This window comes from Comamonas testosteroni ATCC 11996, from assembly GCF_000241525.1.
Lineage (GTDB): Bacteria > Pseudomonadota > Gammaproteobacteria > Burkholderiales > Burkholderiaceae_C > Comamonas > Comamonas testosteroni.
On the sequence record NZ_AHIL01000026.1, the window covers coordinates 43754 to 62348 of the forward strand.

Sequence of the window (18595 nt, forward strand, 5' to 3'; positions counted from 1 at the left end):
TTGAGCGCTTTCTGCGCGGCGGCCACAAAAAAGGCCTGCTGAAGCAGGCCCTTGGAGTGAATGAGCGCGTTGGAATCAGCGCTTCTTGTTGCCCAGAATGCCGCCCAGCACGCCGCGCAGAATCTCCTTGCCCAGGCTGTTGCCCACGGTACGTACCGTGGACTTGGCCATGGTCTGCACCAGGCCGTCGTGCTGGCCGCCGCGCGGGCCGGTGCGGCCGAACAGCAGCTCCTTGAGCCCGTCCATCATGGAGTCGGCGGCGCTGGCTTGCTGGGCCGCTCCGGCCGCAGCAGGTGCATCGCCTGGCTTGGCGGGCGTGGCGCTTGCCGTGCGGTCGCGCAATATCTCGAAGGCCGATTCGCGGTCCACGGCTTTCTCATAGACGCCGGCAACCAGGGAACCATCGATCAGCGCCTTGCGCTGCTCGGCCGTGATGGGGCCGAGCTGGCTGCCGGGCGGGATCACGAACACGCGCTCGGTCACGCTGGGGCGGCCTTTTTCGTCGAGGAAGCTGATCAGGGCTTCGCCCACAGCCAGCTCGGTGATGGCGGCGGCAATATCCAGGCCGGGATTGGGGCGCATGGTGGAGGCGGCCGAGGCCACGGCCTTCTGGTCGCGCGGGGTGAAGGCGCGCAGGGCGTGCTGCACGCGGTTGCCCAGCTGTCCGAGCACGCTGTCGGGAACGTCCAGCGGGTTCTGGGTGACGAAGTACACGCCCACGCCCTTGGAGCGAACCAGGCGCACGACCAGCTCGATGCGCTCGATCAGCACCTTGGGCGCATCGTTGAACAGCAGGTGGGCCTCGTCAAAGAAAAACACCAGCTTGGGCTTCTCGGGGTCGCCGATTTCCGGCAGCTGCTCGAACAGCTCGGACAGAAGCCAGAGCAAAAAGGTCGAGTACAGGCGCGGCGCATTCATCAGCTTGTCGGCCGCCAGCACGTTGATCACGCCCATGCCGTTGGCATCGGTCTGCATCAGATCGTTGATGTCGAGCATGGGCTCGCCGAAGAACTTGTCGCCGCCCTGGCTTTCAATGGTCAACAGGCCGCGCTGTATGGCTCCCACGCTGGCCGAGCTGATGTTGCCGTACTGGGTGGTGAACTGCTTGGCGTTGTCGCCCACAAAGTTGAGCATGGCGCGCAGATCCTTGAGATCCAGCAGCAGCATGCCGTTGTCGTCGGCAATCTTGAACACCAGATTGAGCACGCCCATCTGGGTCTCGTTCAGATTCAACATGCGGCCGATGAGCAGCGGGCCCATGTCCGAGATGGTGGCGCGCACCGGGTGGCCCTGTTCGCCGAATACATCCCACAGCGTTGTGGGGCAGGCCAGGGGCTGAGGCAGAGTCAGGCCGCGATCCTTGAGTGAGGCTGCCAGCTTGCCTTCGATCTTGCCGGCCTGGCTGATGCCGCTCAGGTCTCCTTTGACGTCGGCCATGAAGACCGGCACGCCGATTTGCGAGAAGCTTTCGGCCAGTTTTTGCAGCGTGACGGTCTTGCCGGTGCCGGTGGCGCCGGTGATCAGGCCATGCCGATTGGCCAGTCCGGGCAGCAGGACACATTCTGTGGCAGAGTGCTGGGCAATCAAAAGGGGTGAAGCCATTTCGGGTTTCCTCTGGGGGGGCATGCAGTCAAAAGTAAAATCGCTCCCGCTAGGTTAAATCAAATATCAAAGGATTCCCTGTGGCAGGACACAGCAAATGGGCCAACATCCAGCACCGCAAGGGTCGCCAGGATGAAAAACGTGGCCGCATCTGGACGCGCATCATTCGTGAAATCATGGTCGCAGCCCGTCAGGGTGGCGGCGATCTGAGTGCCAACCCGCGTCTGCGCCTGGCGGTGGACAAGGCCAAGGCCGCCAATATGCCGGCCGACAATATCAAGCGCAATATCGACAAGGCCACGGGCAACCTCGACGGCGTGACCTATGAGGAAATCCGTTACGAAGGCTATGGCATCGGCGGCGCGGCCATCATTGTGGACACAATGACGGACAATCGCGTACGTACGGTGGCCGATGTTCGCCATGCATTCAGCAAGTACGGTGGCAATATGGGCACCGAAGGCTCGGTGGCCTTCCAGTTCAAGCATGTGGGTCAGATCATGTTCGCCCCCGGCACGGACGAAGAAAAAGTCATGGAGATCGCTTTGGAGGCCGGTGCCGATGATGTGATCACCGATGACGAAGGTGGCATCGAGGTGCTGACGGCCCCCGGCGACTTTGAAGCCGTGCGTGATGCACTGCAGGCTGCCGGCTTTACCGCCGACATGGCCGAGGTGACCATGCGCCCCGAAAATACAATCGCTCTCGAAGGCGATGATGCAGCTCGCATGCAGAAGCTGCTGGACATGATTGAAGACTTGGATGACGTTCAGGACGTCTACCACAACGCAGAAATATGAAAATTCTTGTGATTGGCGGCGGTGGCCGTGAGCACGCTCTGGCGTGGAAGTTGGCCGAATCGCCCAAGGCGACCAAGGTCTATGTGGCTCCCGGTAACGGTGGCACTGCCCTGGCTGGCGGCAAGCTGGAGAACCTCAACATCACCGATGTGAAGGCTCTGCGCGAGTGGGCCCAGGCCGAAAAAATTGCCGTGACCGTGGTGGGGCCCGAGGCTCCGCTGGCGGCTGGCGTGGTCGATGAGTTTCGTGCCCACGGACTCAAGGTCTTCGGCCCGACCAAGACTGCAGCCCAGCTGGAGTCTTCCAAGGCCTTCTCCAAGGACTTCATGGCGCGCCACAGCATTCCCACGGCGCAATATGAAACCTTCACCGACGCCGTCGCGGCCCACGCCTATGTGGATCGCCTGGGCGCTCCCATCGTCATCAAGGCCGACGGCCTTGCTGCCGGCAAGGGAGTGGTGGTGGCCATGTCGCTGCAGGAAGCCCATGATGCCGTGGACTTCATGCTGGTGGACAACAAGTACGGTGTGCAGCACAACGAAGGCGGCGCACGCGTCGTGATCGAGGAGTTCCTCGAAGGCGAGGAAGCCAGCTTCATCGTGCTGTGCGACGGCAAGAACGTGCTGGCGCTGGCTACCAGCCAGGATCACAAGCGTCTGAAGGATGGCGACCAGGGCCCCAATACCGGCGGCATGGGCGCTTATTCGCCTGCTCCTGTGGTGACGGCCGATGTGCATGCCCGCGCCATGCGCGAGATCATCCTGCCCACCATCCGCGGCATGGAAAAAGACGGCGTGCCCTATACCGGCTTCCTGTACGCAGGTCTGATGATCGACAAGGTCGGCCATCTCAAGACGCTGGAATTCAACTGCCGCATGGGCGATCCGGAAACCCAGCCCATCATGATGCGTCTCAAGAGCGATCTGGTGGATGTCATGCTGGCAGCCTGCGAAGGCAAGCTCGATCAGCTGGAGTTGCAGTGGGACCGCCGTACCGCATTGGGCGTGGTCATGGCTGCTGCCGGCTATCCTGAAAACCCGCGCAAGGGCGATGTCATCACCGGCCTGCCTGCAGCAGCCGACGATGCCATGGTCTTCCATGCCGGCACCCAGCTGGGCGATGACGGCCAGCCTGTGACCAGCGGTGGTCGCGTGCTGTGCGTGACCGTGCTGGCCGACAGTGTCAAGCAGGCGCAGCAGAAGGTGTATGACGTGGCACGTGGCATCCATTTCGATGGTGCCCAGTATCGTCGCGACATCGGCTTCCGTGCCGTCAAGAAGGCCGACTGATGAACCAGACATCCTCATCTTCTGTGGCTGATCAGCTGCCTGCGGCCGAGGTGCGTGAGTACCTGGTGGGTCTGCAGAGCCGTATCACCGAGGCGCTGGAAGCGATCGAAGGCGAGGGTGGTGCGCGTTTTCTGGCAGACGCCTGGCACAAGGAACCGGGCGAAAAGCTGCAAGGCAACGGCGTCACCAAGATCATGGAGGGCGGGCGCGTGTTCGAGCGCGCAGGCTGCGGTTTCTCGCATGTGCGCGGGCCACAGCTGCCGCCTTCGGCCACACAGCACCGGCCTGAGCTGGCAGGGGCGCCGTTCGAGGCCATGGGCGTGTCGCTGGTGTTTCATCCGCGTAATCCCCTGGTGCCCACGGTGCACATGAATGTGCGCATGATCTCGGCCGGCCATGAGGGGCAGCCCAAGACCTGCTGGTTTGGCGGCGGCATGGATCTAACGCCGGTCTATGGCTTTGAAGAAGATGCCGTGCATTTCCATCAGACCTGCCGCGATGCGCTGGCACCATTTGGCGAGCCGCTCTACCCGCGCTTCAAGCAGTGGTGCGACGAGTATTTCTTCCTCAAGCATCGCAACGAGCAGCGCGGCATTGGCGGCATCTTCTTCGATGATTTCAGCGAACTGGGTCAGCAGCAGAGCTTTGCCATGCTGCGCTCGGTGGGCGATGCCTTTCTGAAGGCCTATCTGCCTATCGTGGAGCGCCGCAAGAATTTGCCTTACACCCAGCAGCAGGTGGACTTTCAGCGATACCGCCGTGGGCGCTATGTGGAGTTCAACCTGGTCTGGGACCGCGGCACGCATTTCGGGCTGCAGTCCGGCGGCCGTACCGAATCCATTTTGCTGTCCATGCCGCCTCATGCGGACTGGAGCTATCAGCGCGAGGATGCACCGGGTACCCCTGAGCGTGATTTGCTGGATAAATTCCTGATTCGCCGCGACTGGCTGTAATCAGTCTGTTTCCTTGCCGGCAGCGCATAAAGCCCTGTCAGCAAGGAAATTTTTAGAAAACTATAATTTCCATAGCTGGATGCGCGCTATCGACTGGCGCGTCAACCTTTTTCAATGCGTGAAGAGCACGGGTCTTAGGGGCCTGAACGCAGACGCTAACCCAGCCCTGATACGGGTGTGGCGCAGCACACGCTATATTGATCCCATCATTTACTGATTCCATCGCCTGATGACCACCTCCACCAAATCGGATTCCGCAGCCAAGCGCGACGTCACCAAACTCCAGCGAGCCATTGTTGACGGCCTCGAAGACGTCAAGGCCCACGACATCCAGGTGTTCAACACCGAAGCACTGTCGCCGCTGTTCGAGCGCGTGATCGTGGCCTCGGGTACTTCCAACCGCCAGACCAAGGCACTTGCCTCCAGCGTGCGCGAAGCCGTCAAGGAAGCAGGGTTTCCCGTGCCCCGCCAGGAAGGTGAGCAAAACGGCGAATGGATCATCGTGGACTGCGGCTCGGTGGTCTGCCACATCATGCAGCCGGCCATCCGCCAGTACTACCGCCTGGAAGAAATCTGGGGCGAGACACCGGTGCGCATGAAGATCGGTGCCGCCAAGCCCAAGCCCGCCGAAGTGGCCGCCAAGAAGCTGGCTGCCAAGCTGGCCGTGGAAAAGGCAGCTGCGGAAAACACCGTTGTCGAGAAAAAGCCTGCCGCCAAGAAGGCTGCGGCCAAGAAGCCCGCCACCAAGACGGCTGCCGGTGCCAAGCCTGCGGCAAAGAAGCCTGCTGCCAAGTCAGCCGCAGCCAAGACGGTCAAGACCGTGGTTGTCAAGCCCAGCACGCCCCGTACTGCCAAGCCGGTTGCGGCCAAACCCGCAGCCAAGCGTGCTCCCCGCGCCAAGGCCTAAATGAAGCTGACCATCGTGGCTGTAGGCCTGCATGTGCCCGACTGGGCGCAGACGGCCTACGACGATTACGCCAAGCGCTTTCCGCCCGAACTCAAGGTCGAACTCAAGGCCGTCAAGACCGAGCCGCGCGGCTCCAAGACGCTGGAGACCCTGTATGCGGCAGAGCGCAAGCGTATCGAAGCCGCCATCCCCAGGGGCACCCGCATCGTGGTGCTCGACGAGCGCGGCACCAATCTGACCACCAAGGCGCTGGCCCAGCGTCTCAAGGGCTGGCAGCTCGAGAGCGATGATGTGGCTTTGGTCATCGGCGGCCCCGACGGACTGGACCCCGAGTTCAAGGCCTCGGCACATGAGCGCATCCGTCTGTCCGACCTGACCTTGCCGCATGCCATGGTGCGCGTGCTGCTGATCGAGCAGCTCTACCGCGCCTGGTCGGTCAATGCCGGTCACCCCTACCACCGCGAATAAGCGCTTGTGATCGGACTCTGCGTGCAATTTCACGCAGTGCGTGATACTATGATTTTGATAGCCTTTTACGCTTTATATATGGGCGCTAGAGGCCATTTTTAATCAAGATCATGGCGCCATTTCTCTATCTTGCATCCCAAAGTCCCCGCCGTCGTCAGCTGCTGGAGCAGCTGGGCGTGGCGCATGAATTGCTGCTGCCCAATGCAGCGGGTGATATCGCCGAGGATGCCGAGGCCATAGAGGCCGATCTGGTCGGGGAAGACCCCCATGATTATGTGCAGCGCGTGACGGCCGGCAAGCTCGATGCAGCCGTGGCCCGCCATGCGCGGCGCGGTCTGCCGGCGGCCCCCATTCTGTGCTCCGACACCACCGTGGCACTGGGCAAGCAGATTCTGGGCAAGCCCACCGATGCCGAAGACGCGCGACGCATTCTGCGTCTGCTCTCCGGGGCCGAACATGAGGTGCTGACCGCTGTAGCGCTGCAAAGCGGCGGGCGGCGTCTGCAGGCCCTGTCGGTGTCCACCGTGCGCTTTGCGCCCATGACCGAGGCACAGATCGATGCCTATGTGCTCACGGGCGAGCCCATGGGCAAGGCCGGTGCCTATGGCATACAGGGCAGGGCGGCCGCGCATATTGAGCAGATCCGCGGCAGCTATTCGGCCATCATGGGCCTGCCCGTTTACGAAACTGCCGAGCTTTTGCGCGAGCTGGGCTGGCCGCTCTGAACCTTTGGCGCAATCGACACTCTGTTCTTGAGGCTTCCCCAAGGGAAGGTCTGCATGGCAGCTGTCTTGCGCCAGCCATGCGCGCGTCGCACACTGGGCGCAGCAAAAGCCAGGACATATAAAGAAAGAACGACTGTCAATGCAGCAAGATATTCTGATCAACTGGTCGCCGCAGGAGACGCGGGTGGCGATTGTCGAGAATGGCGCCGTGCAGGAGCTGCACATGGAGCGCCCTCTGGAGCGGGGACTCGTCGGCAACATCTATCTGGGTAAGGTCTCGCGCGTGCTGCCCGGCATGCAGTCCGCCTTCATCGATATCGGCCTGGAGCGTGCGGCCTTTTTGCATGTGGCCGATGTCTGGCAGCGTCAGGAAAGCGGCGAAGCCCCGATGTTCGCGCGCAAGGACCAGCCGCTGACACCCATCGAAAAGCAGGTGTTCGAAGGCCAGTCCATCATGGTGCAGGTCATCAAGGACCCCATAGGCACCAAGGGCGCGCGCCTGTCCACGCAGATCAGCATTGCAGGGCGCCTGTTGGTGTTTCTGCCCCAGGACGACCATATCGGCATCTCCCAGAAAATCCCTCAGAACGAGCGCGACGCCTTGCGGACCCGCCTGCAGGAGCTGGTCGGCACCAAGGAGGGGGGCGGTGGCGGCGGGTTCATTCTGCGCACCAATGGCGAGGAATCCAGCGATGCCGAGCTGGCCGATGACATCCGTTATCTGCGCAAGACCTGGGCGCGCATCAAGGATGCGGCGCAGAAGCTGCCCGTGATGTCGGTGCTGCATCAGGACCTGAACCTGCTGCAGCGTGTGCTGCGAGACCTGGTCGGTGAGAACACCCAGAGCATTCGCATCGATTCGCGCGAGCAGTTTGCGCTGCTCAAGAGCTTTGGCCAGGAATACATGCCGGCGGCAGTACCCAAGCTGGCGCTGTACAAGGGCGAGCGGCCGATTTTTGACCTCTACAACATCGACGAGGAAATCGCGCGTGCGCTGGGGCGGCGTGTGGATCTGAAGTCGGGCGGCTATCTGATCGTCGATCAGACCGAAGCCCTGACCACCATCGATGTGAACACGGGCGGCTATGTCGGTGCGCGCAATTTTGACGACACCATCTTCAAGACCAACCTGGAAGCGGCGCACGCCATTGCGCGTCAGTTGCGGCTGCGCAATCTGGGCGGCATCGTCATCGTGGACTTCATCGACATGGTGCGCGAGGAGCATCAGGGCGAGGTGCTCTCCGAATTCCGCCGCCAGCTGGCGCGCGACCGCGTCAAGACCATGGCTGGCGGCTTCTCGCAACTGGGCCTGGTGGAGATGACGCGCAAGCGTACGCGCGAGTCGCTGGCCCATATGCTGTGCGAGCCCTGTGAAGCCTGCTCCGGCAAGGGCAACGTCAAGACCGCGCGCAGCATCTGCTACGAGGTGCTGCGTGAAATCCTGCGCGAAGCGCGCCAGTTCAACCCGCATGAGTTCCGCATCGTGGCATCCCCCAAGGTGGTGGAGATGTTCCTCGACGAGGAAAGCCAGCATCTGGCCAGCCTCTCCGACTTCATCGGCAAGCCGATCTCCCTGCAGGCCGAGACTGCGATGGCGCAGGAGCAATATGACATTGTTCTGCTTTGAGTGAGGGGGCATTCAGTGTCATTTGATTTGGAAATCATTTTCCAAATTCAAACAATGCTCAAAAGAATTTGTTGCCCAATTTCTCCAAACTGATTTACTTGCATTTGGCATTTATAAGTAGAAGCAGTGTTGTGAGGTTGGCGACGTGTACCGATCAAATGGAAAATTCCTGCGAATCCAAATGACCACCAAGCCTGACTGAGGGCCTGTACATCCGCGTCATAATCCCGATGAAAAGCAATGAGGATGGCATGGACAAGAAGCAGCTTAGCGAAGCCGACATTTGTGCGAAATTCATCAGCCCGGCCGTGCTGAATGCTGGTTGGAGCGAGTTGGACCAGATCTACCGTGAGTACACCATTGCTCCGGGGCGTATTGTGGTCAGAGGGCAGAAGGCCCAGCGCAATCTTCAGTCGGTTTTGCGTGCAGATTACTTGCTATGCCATCAGTATGGTCAGCCTTTGGCCGTTATTGAGGCCAAAGACAACTGCCATACCGTCGGCGCGGGCATGCAACAAGCCGCTGAATATGCCGAGCGCATGGGGGTGCCTTTTGCATTTGCCAGCAACGGCGACGGCTTTGTATTCAGGGATGCCAGCTTGCTTTTCAACGGGCAGTTGTTGACCGACCTCCGAATGGACGAGTTCCCATCGCCTGGGCGGCTTTGGGCGCTATTTCAGCAATGGAAAGGCTGGTCAGCTGAACAGACCCGTGTGAATGGCTTCGCCTACCACCAAGGCGACAATGGCCGTGTGCCGCGCTACTACCAGTTGCACGCCATCAACCGCACTTTGGAGGCGGTAGCCGCAGGGCAAAACCGTGTGTTGCTTGTCATGGCCACTGGCACCGGCAAAACTTATACCGCCTTCCAGATCATCTGGCGCCTGCTCAAAAGCGGGGCCAAAAAACGGGTGTTGTTCCTCGCCGACCGAAACATCCTGGTGGACCAGACCATGGTGGGCGACTTCAAGCCCTTCAAGGGCGGCATGGCCAAGCTCAGCCCCAACGCCAAGGGCATTGAGCGTGTGGATGCCAATGGAGTCACCACAGTGGATGAGCTGGAGCTGGCAGTCACCAAAGGCAAGAAAAGCACAGGTGGCAAGCAAGTCAACAAAGCCTATGAGGTGTATCTGGGCCTGTACCAGGCCGTTACCGGCAAGAGCGGTGCGGATGATGTGTACAAACAGTTCAGTCCCGACTTTTTTGACCTCATCATCATTGATGAATGTCACCGTGGTAGCGCCAATGAAGATTCGGCCTGGCGCGAGATTCTGGACTACTTCAGCAGTGCTACCCAGGTGGGGCTGACGGCTACGCCCAAAGAAACCGAGGATGCCTCCAACATCCACTACTTTGGCGAGCCCGTCTACACCTACACCCTCAAGGAAGGCATAGAAGACGGCTTTCTGGCCCCGTACAAAGTCGTGCGCGTCGATCTGGATCGTGACACCTTTGGCTGGCGGCCCCCCAAGGGCATGCTGGACGACAACGGACACCCCATTGAAGACCGCATCTACAACGCGGCCGACATGAACCGCAACCTGGTGCTGGGCCTGCGCGACCGCGTGGTGGCGGGCAAAGTTACCGAATACCTCAAGGGCACAGACCGCAACGCCAAAACCATTGTCTTCTGCGAAGACGTGGACCACGCCCAGCGCATGACGGCCGCGCTGGCGCAGGCCAGCAAAGACATCTGCGCGACCCGCCACAAATATGTGATGCAGATCACTGGCGACAACGAGGTAGGCAAGCGCGAGCTGGACAACTTCATCGACCCTGACAGCCCAGACCCCGTGATTGCCGTCACCAGCAAGCTGATGAGCACTGGTGTGGATGCCCAGACCTGCAAGCTCGTGGTTCTGGATCAGAACATCAAGTCCATGACGCTGTTCAAGCAAATCATTGGGCGCGGCACGCGGTTGAACGAAGAGCATGGCAAGCAGTTCTTCACGATTTTGGATTTCAAGCGCGCGACGGAGCTGTTTGCCGACAAGGACTTTGACGGTGAGCCCGTGCAGATCTACCAGCCCACGGGTGATGACGATGTGGTGCCACCACCACCGCCGCCCGCGGACGATGAAAGCACCGTGATCGACGGCGACAGCTGGTTGCCAGACACGGATGGCGATGGCCAGGGTGACGGCAGCTCCGTGCCGGGCGGCAACACCAAGGACCCGGCAGGCGTCTATGGTGACGGGACTGGTGGCAGCGCTGGTGCGGCAGGCGGCACGGACAAGCCCCGCAAATACCAGATCGGCGGCCGCGTCACCGTGGCCATTGCCCGTGAGCGCGTGCAATACCTGGACGCCAACGGCAAGCTGGTGACAGAAAGCCTGCGCGACTTCACCCGCATCAACCTGGCCAAAAAATACGAATCGCTGGACGCCTTCATGCAGGCCTGGAGCAGCGCCGACCGCAAGCAGGCCTTGATCGAGGAACTGCAGCACCACGGCGTGCTGCTCGATGTGCTGACCGAAGAGTTGGCACAGGAAAAAGGCGACGGCAGCAGCCTGCAAGGGGCTGACCCGTTCGATGTGCTGCTGCACGTTGCCTATGACCAGCCCATACTCACCCGCAGTGAACGGGCCAGACGGGCCAGGAAGAAGCTGCACGACGATGGCATCTACTCCAAGTACGGTGAAACCGCCCGCAAGGTGCTGGACGCTTTGATCGACAAGTACGCAGACGAGGGCATTGCTGCCATTGAAAATACCGATGTACTCAAGGTCCAGCCCTTGAGCCAGATGGGCTCGCCAGTTGAGTTGATCAAGAGCTTTGGCGGCTCCAAGCTCAATTACCAGACTGCCATCGCCCATCTGGGCCAAGCCATCTATCAGCCAGGCCATCCATAAGCCTGCAAAATGTATAGCTGCCCACGCTTTTCTGAAAAGCGTGGGCAGCATTTTTTACACGACTTACGCAAATGGGTTCAGGCAAGGCGACTGCCTCGGGAGGCAGCCCTTGTTGCATTCTTGTTTGCGCAAGTCCCATTTTTGTTTAGATACCCAGAGTTCGCCGCATGTCCAATCTGTCATCCATCATCAAATCCATCCAAGATACCATGCGCCAGGACAGCGGGGTGGATGGAGATGCCCAGCGGCTGTCCCAACTGACCTGGCTGCTGTTTTTGAAGGTATTTGATGCCCTTGAAGAAGAGCTGGAGTTCACCAAAGACAACTACCAAAGCGCCATCCCCGAAGCACTGCGCTGGCGCAACTGGGCCGCTGACGAAGAAGGCATGACGGGCGAAGCCTTGCTGGACTTTGTGGACAACCAGCTCATCCCCACGCTCGCCAATCTGCCCGGCAGCATCGAACAAAACCCGCGCGCCTATGTGCTGCGCAGCGTGTTCGACGACACCTACAACTACATGAAAAGCGGCCACCTGCTGCGCCAGGTCATCAACAAGCTGGCCGTCATTGACTTCAACCGCCAGGCCGAGCGCCACCAGTTCAACGACCTGTACGAAAAGCTGCTCAAAGACCTGCAGGCCGCAGGCAATGCGGGCGAGTTCTACACGCCCCGCGCCGTCACCCAGTTCATGACCGATATCGTCAACCCCCAGCTGGGCGAAACCGTCATGGACCCTGCCACCGGCACCGGCGGCTTTTTGGTCTGCGCCATTGAGCATTTGCGCCAGCAAGCCCAGACGCCTGAGCAGCAGGCCCTGCTGCAAACCGCCGTGCGCGGCGTAGAGAAAAAGCCGCTGCCCCACAGCCTGTGTGTGACCAACCTCATGCTGCACGGCATTGAAGTGCCCAGCCAGATCAAAAACGACAACACCTTGAGCCGCCCGCTGCGCGACTACGGCCGGGCCGACCAGGTGGACGTCATCCTCACCAACCCGCCCTTTGGCGGAACGGAAGAGCCCGGTATTGAAGACGGTTTTCCCGCCGACCTGCGCAGCCGCGAAACGGCTGATTTGTTCATGATTCTCATCATGAAGCTGCTCAAGGACGGTGGCCGCGCCGCCGTGGTGCTGCCCGACGGCTTTTTGTTTGGCGAAGGCAGCAAAAGCCGTATCAAGGAAAAGCTGCTCACCGAGTGCAACTTGCACACCATCGTGCGCCTGCCCAATGGCGTGTTCAACCCCTACACCGGCATCAAGACCAATATCCTGTTTTTCACCAAGGGCCAGTCCACGCAAGACGTCTGGTACTACGAGCACCCATACCCCGTGGGCGTGAAAAACTACAACAAAACCAAGCCCATCCGCATCCAAGAGTTTGATGCCGAGAAAGCCTGGTGGGGCAGCGCTGCAGACGGCTACGCCAGCCGCGAAGGCAATGAGCAGGCATGGAAGGTGAGCATCGACACCTTGCGCGCCGCCAACTGGAACCTGGACCAGAAAAACCCCCATGTGGGCGAACAAGTCAGCCATGACCCGGACGAACTGCTGGCGCAATACACCCAGTTGCAGGCCGATGCGCAGGCACTGCGCAGCCAGTTGCAAGCCATGCTGGCTCAGTCTCTGGCCGGTGGCGGCCATGGCGCAGAAAACAATTGATAGCTGCTAGCGCTTGATAGATAAGGATTTCAAGGTCAAACCATGCTGAATACCAGTAATGACCAGCGCAAGCTGCTACCAAACTTTGATCAACTCTTCGCCACCACCGCCCAGGCCCCCGGCGGCGTGGCCCGCCTGCGCGAGCTGATCTTGACTCTGGCCGTGCAAGGCAAGCTGGTGCCGCAGGATGCGAATGATGAACCTGCGAGTGAGTTGCTGAAGAAAATTCGGGCGGAAAAAGACCGCTTGATTGCCGAAGGCAAGATTAAAAAGGACAAGCCGCTGGCGGAGATTGCGGAAGAGGAAAAATCATTTGAATTGCCTGTGGGGTGGCGGTGGGGGGAGATTTGGTGAAATTTCGATTAATCGAGATGGGGAGCGTATTCCTGTTGCATCCAGTGATCGTGAAAAAAAGGAAAAAATCTATGACTACTATGGCGCTTCTGGTGTTATAGATAAGATTGACAAATACTTGTTTGATAAAAAGCTCCTACTTATTGGCGAGGATGGAGCTAATTTAATAAATCGGTCTACGCCAATTGCATTCTTAGCGCATGGAAAGTATTGGGTTAACAATCATGCACATGTGATTGATGCTATTCAATCTGAGCTTTTAGATTATTATTGCTTATTTATCAATGCTATTTCTTTGGAACCCTATGTGACTGGAACAGCTCAGCCGAAAATGAATCAGGCAAAGCTAAATAGCATAGTAGTTCCACTCCCACCCCTCGCCGAACAATCCCGCATCGTCGCTCGTGTCGAAGAACTGATGCGCCTATGCGATGCGCTGGAGGAAAAAGGCCGGCTGGAACACAACCAGCACCAGCAACTATTGCAAGCCTTGCTGGATAGCCTTACCCAAACCCAAAGCGCGCAAGAACTGGCGCGCCACTGGCAGCGGCTGGCGCAGCACTTTGACCTGCTCATCGACCGCCCCGAAGCCGTGGACGCGCTGGAGCAAACCATCCTCCAACTCGCAGTGCGCGGCTTGTTGGTGGAGCAGGATGCGAGCGATGAGCCTGCGAGTGAGTTGCTGAAAAAAATTCGGGCGGAAAAGGATAGGTTGATTGCAGAGGGAAAGATTAAGAAAGATAAACCGCTGCCAGAAATCAGTGATGATAAAAAGCCATTTGACTTGCCATTGGGGTGGGTTTGGGTACGGGTCTCTGAAATATGCTCCACAGTTACAGATGGCGAGCATGCAACTCCTGAGCGGTGCATTGATGCTTCGCAAGTTCGATTAGTAACTGCAAAAAATGTGCGTAGCGAGTGTATGGACTTTGCAGTAACGGACTACGTGCCTAGAAATGTTGCTGAACAGTGCTGGAGACGTTGTAAGCCAGAAGTTGGCGATGTATTAATGGTTTCCGTTGGTGCAACTACAGGGCGACTCTGTGTTTTACGCGAAGACGTCGATATGGTTCTTGTTCGGAGTGTAACTTTGTTGCGCTCTGTCCAATTAGGCGTTGATGTTTCTTATTTCGCTCTGCATTTAATGTCAACTGACTCGCAGAAAGAAATATGGGCAAGTGTTAAACAAAGTGCTCAGCCATGCTTGTACTTGGCCAAGTCAGCAGCTTTGAAAATTGCACTTCCCCCCCTCGCCGAACAATCCCGCATCGTCGCCCGCGTCACCGAATTGCGCGCCCTGTGCCAGCAGTTGCGCGACAAGCTCACCCAAGCCCGCCACACCCAAACCCAGCTGGCGCAGACATGGGTAGAGCAGGCTGCGACCTGAAAGCGGTCTAGGGGGTCACGGCGGGTGCGGAGCCCATCGTGAATGCGTTTAAGCGCAGGCCGGTGCTGGCTTGGGCTGCTTGTATGTAAAAGATCTGATGTCTTTGTCTGTTGAAGTGGTAGAGCCTGCGCAGGCTGGAGGAGCACCTGCGTTTTCGCAATTCAGAAGAAAGAGCCACGATGGGAAGCATGAATGAGGGAGCAGGCATGGCAGCGATGCAGCCATTGCCTGAGGAAAAATCGTCACCGGCTAGCGCTGCGGTCTGCACGCTGCGAAATTGGCTGGGCGACCTGTCGCTGAATATTCCGCATTACCAGCGACCCTACAAATGGGGCTTGGCGCAGGTACAGCAGTTGCTGCGTGATATTGAGCTGCAGGCTCAGACGACCACACAGGACCAAGGGGCCAGCAGCTATCGCATGGGCACAGTGGTAGTGCATGTGGAGCAGGCTGAGGACCGCGAGGCGCAACCGCAGCGTGTGCTGCACCATATCGTGGACGGGCAGCAGCGCACGGTGACCTTGCTGCTGGTGCTGCATGCTTTGCGTGCAGAGGCCAAGTTGGTGCCAGAGGGGCAGCGCCCATCCTGGCAGCAGGAACTGCTGACGCTGAAGCTGTTTGAGCCCCAGTTTCCCAGCCCCTTGTCGCACCAGTTGGTGCAGGCCAACTACCAAGCGGTTGCTCGCCATATTCGGCAGGCGCAGTGGGGGCAGATGCAGGCTTCGTTCTTGCTGGAGCGCTGCGAGGTGGTGCGCGTAGAGCTTTACAGCCTGACGGAGGCGTTTCAGTTTTTTGATGCACAAAACGGGCGCGGCAAGGCGCTGTGTGTGCATGACTTGCTCAAAGCTTTTCATCTGCGGGCACTGCGCCCGGCGGAGCTAGCGCTGCGCGGTCATGCGGTACAGGCGTGGGAGAAGTGTTCGCAAGACGATCTGGAGCGGCTGTTTGCGCGCTTTTTGTTTCAGACCCGTCAGCGCAGCCGGGGGCTGGATGCGGAGTTTTTTGGCAAGCGGCATGTGGGCGTGTTCAAAGGCATCAGTCTGGAGAGCCATGCCGCTGCGCCCATGAGCCGTACCTGGCGCATGCTGGATGAGACGGTGCATTTGCTGGAGAGCCATACGGGAACGCGCGGTCGGGTCTGGCCTTGTCAGCTGGACGCACCAGTGGTCAACGGGCTGCGGTTTTTTGACTGGGTGCAGCATTACTGGGGCATGGGCTTTCACCTCAAGCAGGAAAAGGACCAGTTGCCGCCGTGGGCACAAAAGCTCCAGCAGCCGCTGGCTGGGGAAGCCCATGAAATTTTGCTGACGCTGGGCCGCTATGCGGGGCGCGAGCGCAAGGGCGACTCGCATGTACGGGCGGTGTTTGATGCCTTGCTGATGTATTACCTGGACAAGTTTGGCGAGCAAGGCTTGTCGCAGGCCGTGGAGCTGGCCTTTGTCTGGGCTTATGCGCGCTTGCTGAACCGGCGGGTGATGGTGGGCAGCATGGACAAGTTTGTGAACGAAAGCGGGGTCAACCCGTTTGCGGTTCTACGCGATGCAGTGACGTCGCAGGACTTTTTAGGCATGGCGTTGCCGGCTGCTTTTTACGGCAATAGCTACCAGGGCGGCGAGCAGTCGCGCCCCAAGGGCCTGGCGACATTGGAAGGCTGGATGCGCAAGCTGGGTTACTGGCAGCAGATCACCCAACAAGATGCCCAGAAGCAGGGCGCAGGAGAGAGTGCATGAGCGACAAGCAGAAGCCACAGCTGCTGACGGTGCAGCGGGTGTTGAGTGATGGGATTTATTCCATCCCGGTGTACCAGCGCAATTACGCTTGGGGCGTGAGAGAAATTGGCCAGCTGATTGCCGATGTGCGTGACTATGCCCAGCGCAATGCACAGAGTCAGGCGCATGACTACTACATAGGCACTTTGGTGGTGTATGAGCGATACACAGAGCAGAAGGCCTATTGGGAGGTAGTGGATGGCCAGCAGCGGCTGACGACGCTGAGTTTGCTGGTGTCCGTACTGCGCGCATTGCACCCGGAGCTGGCTGCCTCGATGCAGCGTATGCCATTGCAGTTTGAGTCGCGTGCGGCTTCCAGTCACGCGCTGCAGGCGGTGTTTTCTCAGCCATTGCACGCTGCTGCTTTGGCGTGGGAGGATGCGACAAAAGACAGTCCCGATGACGCCAGCGGCGCCAGCAGCATCTGGCAGGGGCGTGCAATCATCGAAAGCTTGCTGCGCGAAATACCAGGAGCTGAACGCAAGGCGTTCGCCACTTTCTTGCTGGAGCAAGTGCGACTGTTGCGGGTGGAGCTGCCGCCCCGTACCGATTTGAACCATTACTTTGAGGTAATGAATAACCGGGGGGAGCAACTGGCGAAGCACGAGGTGCTGAAAGCGCGCTTGCTGGGGACGCTGCAGCGGCAAGGCCAGCAGGCCGCGATGAAGGTGTTGCATGCGGTGTGGGATGCCAGCGCAGTGATGGATAGGTCGGTGCAGTCTGGGTTTGTGCCAGCTATGCGCAAGAGTTTGTTTGCTGCAGATGGCAGGCTGCTGCTTGTGAAAACCCCGCAGGAGTTGCTGAGGCGCTTTGAGGGGAGTGATGACAAGGCCGTAGTGCCCAAGTCGTTATCGCAGCTGATAGCGGCAGGTTCTTCTGCAGCGTGTGTAAGGCATCAAACCGACAAGCTTTTAGCGGCAGAGGAGGAAGATGACGAAAGCAAGGCTCAGTTTGGAGCGGTGATTAACTTCCCGAACTTCTTGCTGCAGGTATTAGCCATGATGCCGGGGGATGCACTGGCCAATACGCCCTTGGACGACAAGCATCTGCTGACGGCGTTTGAACCATTGCTGCGCGGCGATGCAGAGCAGATTCAGGAGTTTGCGTACAGGCTGCTGCGCTGCCGGTTTTTGCTGGACCAGCATGTCATCAAGAGCAGTGTGGAGAGCCAGAGCGATGACGAGCATTGGCAACTGCAGCGCTGCAAGTTCAGAAACGACAAAGCTGTGTTGCAGTGGGTCAATGCCTTTGAAGTCACTGAGCAGGACTACGGAGAGCGCCTGCGCATGTTGCAGGCCGCACTGCATGTGTCGTACATGCTGCCCACGCGCAAGCACTGGCTGCAAGGCGTGCTGCGCTGGCTGTTTCGGCAGGATGTGACCCAGGCGATTGAAGCGCAAGCATTTTTGCTGGCGCTGGAGGAGTTGACTAAGGCCTTTGTGTTGGAGGAGGGGAGCAGTGCGACTTATGAGGAAATAGTGCGCCGTGAGGATGGTTTTTTTGTTTCGCCACAGCCTGACTCTGGCTTGATGAAGACTTTGCCTAAAAAACTGGTGTATGGGCAAGCGCGCCTGATCGACTTCAATTTTCTGGATTACTTGCTGTGGTTGCAGGCCAACGGTAAGAACGAAACCAATGCAACGGAATGGCGTGAATTTGAATTCACGAGTACCCGCCGCTCTGTCGAGCACTTGCACCCGCAGACTGAGCTGTTTTCCGGCAATGCATGGGCAGACGAGCATCTGCACGCTTTCGGCAACTTGTGCCTTGTCAGCCATGCGATGAACTCACGCTTGAGCAATTCCGGGCCGGAAGACAAGTTCAAGCAGCTGATGAGCGAAAAGAAGAGTCAGAGCTTAAAGGCGCTTGCGATGCATTCAGTGTTTGCAGATCAGGGGCAGTGGTCGGCAGATTCGGCCATGTGTCAGCATGCCAAGCAAATGCTTGTGCTATTGCAGAACGCCTTGGTATCTGATGGATTGACTGTCTGCATGCCATCCTGATTGCGCAGCCGTAGCCCATGGCTTCACTTCCTGGGTTGCACAGATCGCTTATTCCACCCGAGGCGAGTATTTGCTCGCGTGAGCGATGGCCCCGGAGTCTGCCTGGCAACTGGCCCCGGTACGTTCTAGAGATTCAAAAAAATAGCGACTAGCGCTTTATCCATAAGCACCAGCCGCTATTTCCATGCATTTCACGATGGGGCG

At 58.9% G+C, this 18595-nt stretch carries 14 protein-coding genes; 13 read left to right on the forward strand and 1 reads right to left on the reverse strand.

Features of this window, described 5'->3' with window-relative positions; all coding sequences use genetic code 11:
* Positions 1-75 precede the first annotated feature (75 nt).
* Positions 76-1602 carry a helicase HerA-like C-terminal domain-containing protein gene (locus tag CTATCC11996_RS09795; protein WP_003075617.1) on the reverse strand — a complete coding sequence of 509 codons (1527 nt, stop codon included), beginning with the start codon at positions 1600-1602 and terminating at the stop codon, positions 76-78.
* Between the two features lie 80 nt (positions 1603-1682).
* Here CTATCC11996_RS09795 and CTATCC11996_RS09800 point away from each other — a divergent pair, with 80 nt between their 5' ends.
* The 13 genes from CTATCC11996_RS09800 to CTATCC11996_RS09860 all read left to right on the forward strand — a co-directional run bounded on the left by CTATCC11996_RS09800 (position 1683) and on the right by CTATCC11996_RS09860 (position 18391).
* Positions 1683-2402 (forward strand): YebC/PmpR family DNA-binding transcriptional regulator, encoded by a 720-nt coding sequence (locus tag CTATCC11996_RS09800; RefSeq protein WP_003075618.1) that lies wholly within the window; start codon positions 1683-1685, stop codon positions 2400-2402.
* Complete coding sequence (gene purD / locus CTATCC11996_RS09805) at positions 2399-3691, forward strand: phosphoribosylamine--glycine ligase (RefSeq protein WP_003075619.1); 1293 nt, start codon at positions 2399-2401, stop codon at positions 3689-3691. The genes CTATCC11996_RS09800 and purD overlap by 4 nt, the downstream gene beginning before the upstream one ends.
* On the forward strand, positions 3691-4644 hold the full coding sequence (hemF, locus tag CTATCC11996_RS09810) for an oxygen-dependent coproporphyrinogen oxidase (RefSeq protein ID WP_003075621.1): 954 nt from the start codon (positions 3691-3693) through the stop codon (positions 4642-4644). Before purD ends, hemF begins: the two co-directional genes overlap by 1 nt.
* Before the next feature lie 229 nt (positions 4645-4873).
* Positions 4874-5551, forward strand: a complete 678-nt coding sequence (rsfS, locus tag CTATCC11996_RS09815) for a ribosome silencing factor (protein WP_003062774.1) — start codon at positions 4874-4876, stop codon at positions 5549-5551.
* Complete coding sequence (gene rlmH, locus CTATCC11996_RS09820; RefSeq protein ID WP_003075623.1) at positions 5552-6019, forward strand: 23S rRNA (pseudouridine(1915)-N(3))-methyltransferase RlmH; 468 nt, start codon at positions 5552-5554, stop codon at positions 6017-6019.
* A gap of 110 nt (positions 6020-6129) precedes the next feature.
* Positions 6130-6744, forward strand: a complete 615-nt coding sequence (locus tag CTATCC11996_RS09825) for a Maf family protein (RefSeq protein WP_003075625.1) — start codon at positions 6130-6132, stop codon at positions 6742-6744.
* A gap of 139 nt (positions 6745-6883) precedes the next feature.
* Entirely contained in the window at positions 6884-8371 is a 1488-nt protein-coding gene (gene rng / locus CTATCC11996_RS09830) for a ribonuclease G (protein ID WP_003075628.1), read from the forward strand.
* Positions 8372-8622: 251 nt separating this feature from the next.
* Positions 8623-11223, forward strand: a complete 2601-nt coding sequence (gene hsdR / locus CTATCC11996_RS09835) for an EcoAI/FtnUII family type I restriction enzme subunit R (RefSeq protein WP_003075629.1) — start codon at positions 8623-8625, stop codon at positions 11221-11223.
* A gap of 167 nt (positions 11224-11390) precedes the next feature.
* A complete protein-coding gene (locus tag CTATCC11996_RS09840; RefSeq protein ID WP_003075631.1) occupies positions 11391-12878 on the forward strand; it encodes a type I restriction-modification system subunit M in 1488 nt (495 codons plus the stop codon).
* A gap of 42 nt (positions 12879-12920) precedes the next feature.
* Positions 12921-13232 carry a hypothetical protein gene (locus CTATCC11996_RS25505; RefSeq protein WP_034348663.1) on the forward strand — a complete coding sequence of 104 codons (312 nt, stop codon included), beginning with the start codon at positions 12921-12923 and terminating at the stop codon, positions 13230-13232.
* Complete coding sequence (locus CTATCC11996_RS24965) at positions 13192-14619, forward strand: restriction endonuclease subunit S (protein ID WP_157999244.1); 1428 nt, start codon at positions 13192-13194, stop codon at positions 14617-14619. The genes CTATCC11996_RS25505 and CTATCC11996_RS24965 overlap by 41 nt, the downstream gene beginning before the upstream one ends.
* Positions 14620-14798: 179 nt before the next feature.
* Positions 14799-16349: a DUF262 domain-containing protein gene (locus CTATCC11996_RS09855; RefSeq protein ID WP_003075633.1), complete on the forward strand. Its 1551-nt coding sequence runs from the start codon at positions 14799-14801 to the stop codon at positions 16347-16349.
* The gene (locus tag CTATCC11996_RS09860; RefSeq protein ID WP_003075636.1) at positions 16346-18391 is read left to right on the forward strand and encodes a GmrSD restriction endonuclease domain-containing protein; all 2046 of its coding nucleotides are present in this window, start codon (positions 16346-16348) and stop codon (positions 18389-18391) included. Before CTATCC11996_RS09855 ends, CTATCC11996_RS09860 begins: the two co-directional genes overlap by 4 nt.
* Positions 18392-18595: the final 204 nt, after the last annotated feature.